The sequence below is a fragment of the Moorena producens PAL-8-15-08-1 genome (assembly GCF_001767235.1).
GTDB classification, from domain to species: Bacteria; Cyanobacteriota; Cyanobacteriia; order Cyanobacteriales; family Coleofasciculaceae; genus Moorena; species Moorena producens_A.
Genome location: NZ_CP017599.1, coordinates 2955305 through 2966863, shown reverse-complemented (window position 1 = coordinate 2966863; position 11559 = coordinate 2955305). Strand labels below are relative to the sequence as shown.

Sequence of the window (11559 nt, the reverse complement as noted above, 5' to 3'; positions counted from 1 at the left end):
TGAGAATTGAGAATTGAGAATTGAGAATTGAGAATTCAGAATTGAGAATTGAGAATTCAGAATTGAGAATTCAGAATGGAGAATGGAGAATTGAGAATTGAGAATTCAGAATGTAGAATTGAGAATTCTAAATCCGGCGTTGCTGAATCAAGGAATGAATGCGCGATCATCTGGCTTTGTTAAAGCCCCCTAAATCCCCCAACTTTGGGGGACTTTGAGAGTTTTTTTCCCCCAAAATTGGGGGGCTAGGGGGGCAAAACCATACCCAGAATCAGCAACGCCCTAAATCCTAAGCTGTTCAGCATTTAGATTGGGATACCTAAATTGCTCAAAGCTAACAGGTAACAGGTAAAAACCAAGTTAAATGCCCATCAGCTTACGTTCTAAATTCTAAATTCTAAATTCTAAATTCTCAGCTGTTCAGCATTTAGATTGGGATATATAAATTGCTAAAAGGTAACAGGTAACAGGGAAAAAACAATTTATAGCAATTCTCTATGCCATGAGGGACAAAAGGATCCCCCTAAATCCCCCTTAATAAGGGGGACTTTGAGGTTGAAAAGCGTACCTCATAAATCCTATAAACGCTATAAATGCGCATCAGCTTACATTCTAAATTCTAAATTCTAAATTCTAAATTCCTATTGTAGGGTGCGTTAACGACAGTGTAACGCACCAAAATCAAATCAAACTGACGGAATAAACCGTTTTTTTTAACAAGCTTCCATTCCATTACTGTACGATTTATTTCAATTAACCCTCACAAAAAAAATTATCAAAACCCTTGACAATTAAACTTATAACCGTTATGATTATAGTATAAATTTCAAAGCCAATTTTGAACTATGCCTGACAACTTTCGCCCGAATCAAGAAAACAATCCTGAAGAGATCACTCCTAGTAATACTCCTCAGGAACCTTTCCGAAAAAAATACCCCGTTCAACATATTCTGAAGGGGTCCCGCCGGGCAATCAGCAACACCATGTATACCTTTTCTGCACTGCGTTATGCCCAAGTTTCTGACTGGAGCCCCCTTCAGGCCACTGAAATTCCTGGCGAATTCATCACCACTATGACGAAGTACATAATTCTAGATTAGACTAACTTAGTAGGGGGGGGGTTCCCCCCCTAGCCCAAAAATCAAATCGGTTCGTTTAGGGTGACCTTTGGTCAATCGGATCGGATTATTTCTGGGTTCGTGTACAAAGTTCAGGCATAGTAAAATTTCCTAGCCGTGGAATGTATTTCTGCGGCTACTTTTTTTTAGTTTAAGGTTAGAAGGTTAGAAGGTTGTTCGCGTAGCGTGGCCGAAAGGCCAAGGTTGAAGGTTAGAAGGTTGTTCGCGTAGCGTGGCCGAAAGGCCAAGGTTGGGATGTTGTTCGCGTAGCGTGGCCGAAAGGCCAAGGTTGAAGGTTGAAGGTTAGAAGGTTGTTCGCGTAGCGTGGCCGAAAGGCCAAGGTTGAAGGTTATTAGGCGTTGCATATTGTTGTGGAACCGGCATCTTGGTGGAACCAGCATCTTGGTGGAATGGGCATGTTGGTGGAACCGGCATCTTGCCGGAATGGGCATCTTGGTGGAACCGGCATCTTGCCGGTTTCATTTCTGACGGCTGAATGCTTAGGCGATTCCTAAATATGATCAGACGAATATATTCCTTATCTACCGAATTGAAAACTGCTATAATAACAAAAAGAGCAAATCAACAAAATGGAAAAGCTTACGGTTACTGCTGCCCAAAACGATTTAATTAACTTAGTTGAATTAGTCACAGAATAAAACAAAGTTTATGAGATAGAGATTTCTAATGGCTCTGCTGTTTTAATTTCTCGAAAAAACTATGAAAGCTTACAAGAAACCTTAGAATTACTTTCAATCCCTGGAATGAGGGAAAGCCTACAAAGATCCCTTGAACAAATAACCAATAATGAAACCTACTCCCTTTCTTGATGCAGCGCGGTCTTGGGGGAAACCCCCTGTTCCGAAGCTGCATCGCTAGATGAAGTCTTGGGAGATATTGATTGATGGTTTACGAAGTCCGCTTTACCAAAGAGGCTAAAAAGGATGTTGCCAAACTTAGAGGATATCTGAAAAGTTTTTTTATACTGAATTTTGCCCCCCTAGGGCGTGTCTTCAAACTCGGAGATCCCCCTAAATCCCCCTTAAAAAAGGGGGACTTTGACTATGGCTCCCCCCTTTTTTAAGGGGGGCTGGGGGGGATCTAAATCTTGCGGAAAACTTTGAAAACACGCCCTAGCCCCCCTAGCGAGCAATCCCTCGCTTGGGGGAAGAGTCAATTTGCTTCTAAAAGTCCCCCGCCCCCCTAACCCCCCAAGCGAGCAATCCCTCGCTTGGGGGGAATTAGCGGATGCTTCGCTTTTTTACAGATGGGGACCAACGGGGGTTGAATGTAGCAAATCTCACATCTTGCACTAGTACAAATGAACCACTTGCCAAGCAGTAGGCACAGATGAGAGAAAAGGGCGTGCAAACAATAGAAACAATAGATAGCTTGAACTTTGGTTTCAATTCTTGCCCACGCCCAAAGCGAGCGTGTATACCCTACTCGGATTGATGCCGAGTGCCTACCAACGGGATAGCTTACAAGCGTTACTAGGATTGTTTTTACAAGCCCAAGGACATCCACTGCCAGAATATTGTCAAGTCAAATCAGCTAGCGCCTTAAGTCGATTTCTCAATGAATACCATTGGTCAACCCGTGAAATGATTCGACAGGTGCGACAAGGAGTTATAGCCGAACTGCTATCCTACAAACCTTGCATGACGAAGACCATGTTTGCAGGTAATTATTGACTTGACTAGCTAAGAGTTACGAGGAAAGTTCAAAGCTTTTGAGTCCCTCATCAGTGTTTTCAATCGCAAACGAGGATTGCACCTGGTCGTGCTGTACCTGGTGGTGGGACACGCTTCGTGTGCCTTGGAATTTCCGAGTCTTTCGGGGTAAAGGCACAACTTCACCTGCACAACTAGGTTTGCGGTTGGTACGACTATTGCCTAAAACCTTAACTCATCGCTTTCAGGTGATGGTATTAGCAGATACCGCTTTCTGTAGTGTAGAATTTTTGCGAGGCATCCGCAAGCTCAGATATCACGCTGTGGTTGGAGTCCGCCGTGACCGTAAACTGGTTGATGGACGCCAACTATCTAGTCTCTACAAGCGAGGGCAACAAGTTCGGCTTGAGGGCTTACCCTTTGTTGTTTCCATTTCTTGGTTCTATCTCAAGCGTGACGGCAAATGGAAGAAGCGCTTTGTCCTTTCTACTAAACCTATGAAAGCCAGCACTATCAACTGGTGGGGCAAGCGCAGGTGGCAAATTGAGGGCTGGTTTAAGACTGCTAAGCATCGTTTTGGACTGCATCGCTTTGCTCAGCAAACCAAACTAGGGATGTACCGTTGGCTAATTTTATCAATGATAGCCTACCTATTGGCACACTGGGCTTATCTTTCTACTGATTCAACCACCTTGCCCGATTGGGGGCAAGTAGCTGAAAAAGCTCTCCACTCTATCCTCCCTCAGCTTGTTGTCTGCATACTATTAACTGATATCCTCCGATTGCAACCTCTGCTCCAAGCACAGGGAATTGATATCAACATTTCTTGGTGCAAGATGTGAGAAATGAGACTTCTCAAACAACCTCTAACCGAACCTCCTTCCCTCATCCCTTCTTTCGAGAGCTGAATCCTTACTAATTTACTCTTCAAACTCCTTAATTTTTTTCATGTATTGTTTTGAATTTCCTTCAGATAACTGAAGTCTTTGTTCTTTTTGAATGCGGAAATATTCATTATAAACTTCCTGACTTTCTTTCTGCTCAAGTAAATAATCATAAGGACCTTTGCCAGACAAAAGTTTAACTAATATAGGTGAGATTTCAATAGTGACGAATAAGGCAGTTATTAGCCAATTAATATTACGAATATTCGGATCGTCTTTAGATAGTTCTTCTAAAGCAACAAGGCGGGCTAAGAAGCCATTTGATTCTTTATCAATTTTTTCTTGATTCAGTTGTTCTAAGTTACTCTCTGGTGACTGCAAAATCAGGTTACGTTCTTGCCTAAGGTTCTCTATTTTTTCCTCTTTATCCTTAACTTTATTATCTAATTCAATAAATTTTTCTTTTATTTCATCTGCATAGTTTCGTTTGTCTTTATAAACAATTCCTTTTCCAAATTGGCCTGTTCCCTGTGTACCTTCTGCTTCTGCATTAGCCGCATTTTCGGCGTCTCTCCATTCATTTTTGTACTTGTCTTTTTCTGTATTTAAGGCTTGAATTTCTTGCTCCAATTCTTTTATTGGTTCGTTAAGTTTTTCTTTGGCTGTCTCATTTTTATCTTGTTCTATTTTCTGGTTAATTTCTTTTTCAAATAGCCTCAATTCAAGGGGTTTAGCAACCACAAAGCTTAACAATAATGCTATTAACAATCGAAGACTTGTTGCTGCAATAAATGGCAAATTTAAATTTAATTCCGTTTCTTTTCTCTTAGAGCTTAAAATTAAAAAACGATCTAAGTTAAAAACTATAAAACTCCAAAACGTTCCTCCTACACAAGAAGCGGCTACAGAACCAAATACTGTAAAAAGAGCATAACCACCGGAAAAAATAGCCGTTGTTGATGTTAGCAAAACCGTGGTACCAATTGCTGTATATTTATATCGTTCTGTCAAACATTCTTTTTGTGCCAAAATGTGATGATCTGCACCAGCACACCATAGCAAAAATTTTTCTAGTGAATTTAAATTATCGTTAATTGTTGGAGTCTGTATTAGGTGTTGAAGTTCAGCTGGTAAGCCAATTTGGTTTATAAAAGTACCAACCGCTTCAACACCATAAGCATTAAGAGCACTTTTGATATGTTCTGTAGCTCTTTCCTGAATTTGCTCCCGTTGTTGTAAGAAGTCTAAGGCATTATAGTCTTGAGCGGAATTACGGAAGTAATTATCAACCATCGATGCTAAGACCCTATTCACAAGGTTTTTAATAGAGCTATATTTAACCGCACCATTAGACAAGGGGCTGAGAACTCCTCCTTGTTCCTCAACTGGCTGAAAACTATTAGCATTTGGTGAACCCACACGAGAGATCATTTTAGGGGAATTTTTGGGAGCAATATTAATAACCTGTGTGACTTCAAGTTTCAAAACAAAGCCATCTTTTGATCGAAGCTCTAAGGTTTTCAAATTAGAATCGTAGTTGGTTGCTGGTTTATCTCTATTCGTCCACTCCAAAGTTATTTCATGGGCAGGAACTATTACGATACTTTTCACTCTTGTATTGATAGGATGTGTTCCAGCTTCTATTGGTATGTTCTGAATCCCTTTATACCCAATTGGAACGATAGGAAACCGAGAACCATAAGTAGTTTTTTCTTGATTGGCTTGGCTATTCTTACCAACATTTGAGATTAAAACTCCAACTGTTCCAGTTTTAATATTAGTTAAAGGCACTTGTTCAACTTCCACAAACCAAGGATTTAAACTCCAAAAACCTTCTTCGATAAATTCTTCTTGTAAACCTCGATAGCCAGCTTTGTCAATAAACTCCTGTGGCTGCTGAAACTTATTATGTCCCTCAATAACTGGTCCCGCAATGTCCCCTCTTGGTAAGGGCTTACCATCAAAAGTGGTAACAATACCAATTTTACCTGATTCAACTCTGTAAACTTTTAATTGTTCTGGCTTCAGTCCATATTGCTGGGCATTGTCAGTAGTAACTACTGTAAATAGTTCAGTGTTTATTCTATAGTAACCTTCAGTAAGAATTGCTCGCTGTTTACCTTGTTGACCACCGTTGTTGAGAAAGGCTTCAGCATTCTGAAAATTATCGCAATCTACAGCTTTAGCTAGTATTTGTCCTGGTGGTAGTTCAGCACCATCTTGAGCAATAACTAGCCCTATCTCCCCTGAGCGAATATTAATTAATGGTACATTGTGAACTTTAAACAACTCTGTATTAATGTAGTGAATTCCAGGAGGAATAATGGCTAATTGGTTACCTTGTTGACCGCCGTTGTTGATAAATGCTTCAGCGTCCTGAAAAGTGCCACATTCAACAACTTTACCAAAGTTCTGACCAAGTGGAAGTGGCTGACCATCCCTTGCTTCCACTAAGCCTACTTCATTAACTCTAATTTTGATAAGTTCAACTCTCTTAATTTTGAAAAGTTCTGTATTAATTGCGTATTTGCCAGTAGTAAGAATCTTTAACTGTTGTCCCCTATATCCCCCATTGTTAATAAATGCTTGACCATCCTCAAAATTGTTACATTCAACAGCATCACCAAAGGTTTTTCCAATCGGCAGTGGCTTGCCATCTTTCGCTTCTACTAAGCCAATTTCATAGTCATAAATGGAAGTAATTTTACTGATTTCAACAGAAAAAAGTTGAGTATTAATCCGATAAATACCATTTCTTAAAATGCCTAACTGCCTACCCCGTTGACCACCATTTTTGATAAAGGCACGACCATCTTGAAAGTCATCACATTCTTCGACAACTTTACCAAACATTTTACCTGTGGGAAGAGAAGCACCATCGTTGGCGGTTACTAATCCAATTTCATCTTTATTAATCTGTATAGCCTTTTGTTTGACAACTTTATAGGATAACGGAGAGTGAAAATGTCGTCCAGGACCAAGAGTATCAACCTGCCAACCCATTTCTCCATTAAGAGCAATTTGACGATTAGATGGTAAAGGACTACCAAACTTTTTATAGACAATTCCCACCTCATCTTCAGAGATTACATAAACGCCAGGTGCCCGATCAATTGCCATAACAAAAACTCCAATTAATTAACTAGTTAATAATCAAAATAATACTTTTTCGCTACCTTAATCCTTATTATTTTAGGATAAAACGAAACCTTTTCATATCAATCAATCCCTCGATCTGATCTGAAGGGGTGACATGAGCCCTAAAAATCCCAGTATATAGCAGTGGAAGCAAAGCTTAGGACATCTTTTGCTCCCTGCTCCCTGCTCCGTTCGCGTAGCGTGGCCCACGGCCTCAGTCCCTTTCAAGCAAAAGACTATGCCCATTACCATGCTTCCCTTGCTATATAAGGCTTTGATGCCAATGAGCTTATGGAAGATACAGCCCCAGATTAACCCTCGATTCATTGTCAGCCATGCCAAGCGCGAGTGTGGGAAACCCCCGCAGGTGGGCGCTGCATCCCTTAATGGCAAGCTCAAACCCTTATAAATACGTCCAAGGTCGCGCGCCCAAAACAGAATGTATCTTTTTGGAACTTATGGGCTGAAATTATTACCCAGTAAAGATTTTAGCTTGCATGTCACCCCCCCAAGTTAGAAAGTTGTTCGCCTTTGGCGTCCCTTGAAGGGTAGGTTATTAGGTTTTTCGCGTAGCGTGGCCTATGGGCCAAGGTTATTAGGCGTTGCATATTGTTGTGGAATGGGCATGTTGGTGGAATGGGCATCTTGATGGAACCGGCATCTTGGTGGAACCGGCATCTTGGTGGAACCGGCATCTTGGTGGAACCGGCATCTTGCCGGTTTCATTTCTGACGGATTAATGCTTACGGGATTCCTAAATATGATCAGACTAATATATTCCTTCTATACCGAATTAAAAACTGCTATAATAACAAAAATAGGAAATCAATAAAATGGAAAAGCTGACAGTTACTGCTACCCAAAAAGAGTTAATTAACCTAGTTGAATTAGTCACAGAAGAAAACAAAGTTTATGAAATAGAGATTTCTAATGGCTCTGCTGTTTTAATTTCTCGAAAAAACTATGAAAGCTTACAAGAAACCTTAGAATTACTTTCAATCCCTGGAATGAGGGAAAGCCTACAAAGATCCCTTGAACAAATAACCAATAATGAAACCTACTCCCTCGATGAAGTCTTGGGAGACATTGATTGATGGTTTACGAAGTCCAGTAGGCTGCATTAACAAAGTGTAACGCACCGAAAACTCCCCATCCACTATATAGTTAAGAAAAATACAAGGTGTTAGCTATGACAGATAATAAAGTGGTATTTGAACGCATTACCTTTGATCCCCAAATAATGGGAGGACGTGCTTGTATTCGAGGCATGAGGATTACAGTATCTCTAGTACTGAGTTTGGTAGCCGATGGTATGGATGTAAACGAAATTATTGAAGCTTATCCCTATCTAGAAGCAGAAGATCTTAAAGCTAGTCTTCTCTATGCAGTCATTAATCCTAGTAGGGTGGGCAGTGCCTAGTAACGCGGTTTGCAAGCTTGATTATCTGTCTGGTGCACTGCCCACCCTACATCTACAGCTGAATGCTTACCTCTAGCTAACCATCACGCGGCGATTATACTCCTCAACCAACTGAGCCTCATGTTCACCATGAAAAAATGACAACAGAGCAAACCGTTGTCCTTTAATAACATCTGTAACCTCGTGAAGCAGGGAACAGGAAAAAATCAAAGCACTGCCTGTTTCCGGCTGATATAAATCTAATCCGTATTCTGGAAATCTTAAATAGCCCCCTTCATAGTCTTCCACATTCAAGTTAATAGTCATAGCAAAGCGACGGTAGGCAGTTCCTTCGGTAGCATCATCCCGATGGGGTCGAAAATATCCGCCAGTATTAGCATCATAGCAACCAACCCGAAAACTCTCAAATCGAGTAATTTCAAAATGAAAAGCTTTCTTGATTGCAGGGCGAACCTGTTGACGTATGAAATATCTTAAACGTTGATGGGTTTCCCCTTCTTGAAGAAAATGGTCTCTGCGTCTTTTATAATCATCGTCCTCAATGGGAGTCAATTCTCCCTTATGCTCAATCATTGAATAGGACTCTTGATTGCCTTCAGTTTCCCAAACATTAATTAGGGTTTGGCAAAATTCTCTATCTAAGACATTAGGAACAAATAAAACTGGCGCTTGATTAGTAATTTTACGGGGAGCTTCTGGAGATTTATTCATTATAGTAATTATATATAAAAGGGAACAGGGAACAGGGAACAGGGAACAGGGAACAGGGAACAGGGAACAGGGAACAGGGAGTAGGGAGTAGGGAGTAGGGAATAGGTAATAGGTAATAGGTAATAGGTAATAGGTAAAAAATCCTGTGTACCTCAGGTGCGACCTGTGGCAAATTAAATTCACCAACGGAAAGCGCACCTCATAGCTATAAGAAACGCTATATTTAATTAGCAGTAGGATGCCTTAAATAAGGCACCCTACTGGGCTGTTGCCTATTGCCTATTGCCTATTGCCTATTGCCTTGGGCGTAGCGCTATACTTCACCAGTCCTGGTTATAAACGATGACCTGGATGAAAACCATGTTTTGGAGGACTTTGGAGGTCTTCCAGAAATGGCGGTGGTGGTGGTCCTTCCCGCAGAATGATACAGTCGTGGGGTGGCGCTGGTCCTTCCCGCACAATGATCCAGTCCTCGATTGGAGGAGGTCCTTCTCGTAGAATTGGGAAGTCTCGTATGTCATGGATCAATTTCGTCCCCCCCTTGATGTCTTTAGTTTTTTCGTGAGCTAAATTGCTCACATACTCTAAGGATTGATCATCACTGGGAGAATCCAGTTCGTAGATTTTAACCATGTTGCAATGTAAGGTTATGTGGACAAATCTGATACTATAGCGGTTGTAAATTGGGTGAGGTACACAGTTTTTTAATTTTAGGGAATCGGGAATCGGGAATCGGGAATCGGGAATCGGGAGTCGGGAATCGGGAGTCGGGAATCGGGAGTCGGGAATCGGGAATCGGTACTTCACCTATTTGATAAATACTATAAAGCTATTTTCTGTGTTCCCTGTTCCCAGATCCGCTGTTCCCTGTTCCCTTTATTGGCTGCTTCTTTCTCAATTTTGTCTAAAGCAATTTTAGCTTTTAAAAGAACTCTCCAATAGGCTAAATTACTAGTCCATGCTGTTCGAGGTAACAAGGTTGGAAGAGATTCTTCTGGAATCTGATAATTATCAATAGATGGTTCTAATGAATTAGTTTTATCCTGCATAGTGGTATAGAATTTTTAGTTGAGATGTAAACAATTGATATAAACAGGGAATAGGGAGTAGGGAGTAGGGAGTAGGGAGTAGTAATACTATTTGATTCTTTAAGTACTGAAAATGATTGTTATCTCTGCTGATCTTAAGTTGTTTTTTCCTGGTGCAAGAGCTCAGTGAAATTGAGACGTTCTCGACAACTGCGGCCAAGTCTATAGGGTTTCCTAGTAAGGGTGAAGTACATTTAAATTTTCTTCCCGACTCCCGACTCCCGACTCCCGACTCCCTGCTCCCTACTCCCTGCTCCGAAGTCCCTGCTCCCTAAAAAATCCCCTGACCACTGAATGCTATCAGCAGTAAAGTGAAGGGGGTCATTGATTGGCCAAGGAGTGTTTATTGGCTCTTCAATAATTTCAAATTCACCGTTATCAAAGGGAAGTCCTTGGGCTTTTACTTTAGGCACAACTCGCTCTCGAATTCCTTGAGATGCTTGGGTTAAGGCCCGATGGTGACAGTAAGGATTATTCCCTCTGCGGTCAAAGAACACATGAGCGGTCCAAGAGCAACCACCGCGACATAGTTCAGCAAATTCGCAAGTCTTGCAGAAGCCCCACAGATGGGATGTCCCTTTGGGAGTATCGGCTCCTAGGTTAAACCGCAATTCTTCGGTTTCTTCAATAATTGTCCTGAGGGAGTGGTCTCGGATATTACCTCCGGTGTAAGCTGAAGTCGGTAAGGACGGGCAACCTTTGATCGCACCATCCGCTTCAATGCCCAAGGTAGAGAGTCCAGCTTGGCATCCCTGCCAAAATGTCCAGGGATTGCTCTCTCCTCGCCCTCGCAGTAGTCGCTCGTAGGGACCGTAATAGCCTACATTATTTCCGGCCTGTACTTTCACCCCTTCGCTATAAGCCCGCTCAACTACACGAGCAATCATGGGATATAAATCCAGCAGTTCATAGGGTTGGAGCAGAATGTCATAATTGTCAGCAGCATTGCCCATGGGTACAGTTAACTGAATCTGCCAGGCAAAGATTCCTGCATCCCGAAGCAGCTGGTAAATCTGGGGAAATTGTGGTGCGCTGAGCCGATTGATTTGGGTATTGCAGCCGAAAGGAATACCGACTTCTTTGAGATGGCTCATGGTCTTAAATGCCCATTGCCAAGAACCCTTTCTCCCCCTGAGGCGGTCGTGGGTTGGTTCTAAGCCATCCACAGAAACGGAAACTACCCGAATTCCAGCCTCTTTCATCCGGCGGGCTGTCTCTAAACTAATCCCAAAGCCACCAGTGGTCATACCACAAACCATTCCTGCGTCGGTAATGGCTTTGGCAATCTCTAGCCAGTCCGGACGTAAGAAGGCTTCACCCCCAATTAAGGTGACTTCTGTAATCCCGACTTCGGCCATCTGTCTGACCAGATCGAGAGCTTCTGCTGTAGACAGTTCTTTTTCCCGTGTATGACCAGCACGAGAACCACAGTGCTGACAAGCTAGGTTGCATTTAAGAGTAATTTCCCAAACCGCATAACTAATTCGGCGATAAGTCATAACTAAGCGCGTTGTATCTCGGTTGTAA

Annotated in this window: 12 protein-coding genes and 1 pseudogene; 6 read left to right on the top strand and 7 right to left on the bottom strand. The window is 41.8% G+C overall.

From position 1 onward, the window contains the following. The first annotated feature begins 845 nt into the window (after positions 1 to 845). Entirely contained in the window at positions 846 to 1100 is a 255-nt protein-coding gene (locus BJP34_RS11270) for a hypothetical protein (RefSeq protein WP_070392430.1), read from the top strand. Positions 1101 to 1264: 164 nt separating this feature from the next. Here the strand turns inward: BJP34_RS11270 and BJP34_RS39350 are convergent, their stop codons facing one another. Next, on the bottom strand, positions 1265 to 1483 hold the full coding sequence (locus BJP34_RS39350) for a hypothetical protein (protein ID WP_149030913.1): 219 nt from the start codon (positions 1481 to 1483) through the stop codon (positions 1265 to 1267). On the opposite strand from BJP34_RS39350, the gene BJP34_RS42945 reads away from it, so the two are divergent. Next, positions 1478 to 1633 carry a hypothetical protein gene (locus tag BJP34_RS42945; protein WP_158517134.1) on the top strand — a complete coding sequence of 52 codons (156 nt, stop codon included), beginning with the start codon at positions 1478 to 1480 and terminating at the stop codon, positions 1631 to 1633. The genes BJP34_RS39350 and BJP34_RS42945 overlap by 6 nt on opposite strands. 884 nt (positions 1634 to 2517) lie before the next feature. After that, positions 2518 to 3579 (top strand): annotated as a pseudogene (locus BJP34_RS11255) (transposase); the annotation flags it as partial. Positions 3580 to 3711: 132 nt separating this feature from the next. Here the strand turns inward: BJP34_RS11255 and BJP34_RS11250 are convergent. Then, entirely contained in the window at positions 3712 to 6795 is a 3084-nt protein-coding gene (locus BJP34_RS11250; protein WP_070392428.1) for a DUF4407 domain-containing protein, read from the bottom strand. A 162-nt stretch (positions 6796 to 6957) separates the two neighbouring features. On the opposite strand from BJP34_RS11250, the gene BJP34_RS48685 reads away from it, so the two are divergent. From BJP34_RS48685 to BJP34_RS11240, 3 genes are all read left to right on the top strand, one after another. Further along, the gene (locus tag BJP34_RS48685) at positions 6958 to 7083 is read left to right on the top strand and encodes a hypothetical protein (protein WP_267876538.1); all 126 of its coding nucleotides are present in this window, start codon (positions 6958 to 6960) and stop codon (positions 7081 to 7083) included. Between the two features lie 563 nt (positions 7084 to 7646). Beyond that, positions 7647 to 7907: a type II toxin-antitoxin system Phd/YefM family antitoxin gene (locus tag BJP34_RS11245; protein WP_070392427.1), complete on the top strand. Its 261-nt coding sequence runs from the start codon at positions 7647 to 7649 to the stop codon at positions 7905 to 7907. A gap of 95 nt (positions 7908 to 8002) precedes the next feature. Further along, positions 8003 to 8233 (top strand): DUF433 domain-containing protein, encoded by a 231-nt coding sequence (locus tag BJP34_RS11240; protein ID WP_070392426.1) that lies wholly within the window; start codon positions 8003 to 8005, stop codon positions 8231 to 8233. Between the two features lie 72 nt (positions 8234 to 8305). Here the strand turns inward: BJP34_RS11240 and BJP34_RS11235 are convergent, their stop codons facing one another. The 5 genes from BJP34_RS11235 to BJP34_RS11220 all read right to left on the bottom strand — a co-directional run bounded on the left by BJP34_RS11235 (position 8306) and on the right by BJP34_RS11220 (position 11531). Beyond that, the gene (locus tag BJP34_RS11235; protein ID WP_149030912.1) at positions 8306 to 9127 is read right to left on the bottom strand and encodes a 2OG-Fe(II) oxygenase family protein; all 822 of its coding nucleotides are present in this window, start codon (positions 9125 to 9127) and stop codon (positions 8306 to 8308) included. Positions 9128 to 9277: 150 nt separating this feature from the next. Then, a complete protein-coding gene (locus BJP34_RS39345) occupies positions 9278 to 9751 on the bottom strand; it encodes a hypothetical protein (protein WP_149030911.1) in 474 nt (157 codons plus the stop codon). Positions 9752 to 9765: 14 nt separating this feature from the next. Then, on the bottom strand, positions 9766 to 9993 hold the full coding sequence (locus BJP34_RS11225) for a hypothetical protein (protein ID WP_070392423.1): 228 nt from the start codon (positions 9991 to 9993) through the stop codon (positions 9766 to 9768). Further along, positions 9983 to 10192 carry a hypothetical protein gene (locus BJP34_RS39340; RefSeq protein WP_149030910.1) on the bottom strand — a complete coding sequence of 70 codons (210 nt, stop codon included), beginning with the start codon at positions 10190 to 10192 and terminating at the stop codon, positions 9983 to 9985. Before BJP34_RS39340 ends, BJP34_RS11225 begins: the two co-directional genes overlap by 11 nt. 34 nt (positions 10193 to 10226) lie before the next feature. Further along, positions 10227 to 11531 carry a nif11-class peptide radical SAM maturase 3 gene (locus BJP34_RS11220; RefSeq protein ID WP_149030909.1) on the bottom strand — a complete coding sequence of 435 codons (1305 nt, stop codon included), beginning with the start codon at positions 11529 to 11531 and terminating at the stop codon, positions 10227 to 10229. Between the last annotated feature and the right edge of the window lie 28 nt (positions 11532 to 11559).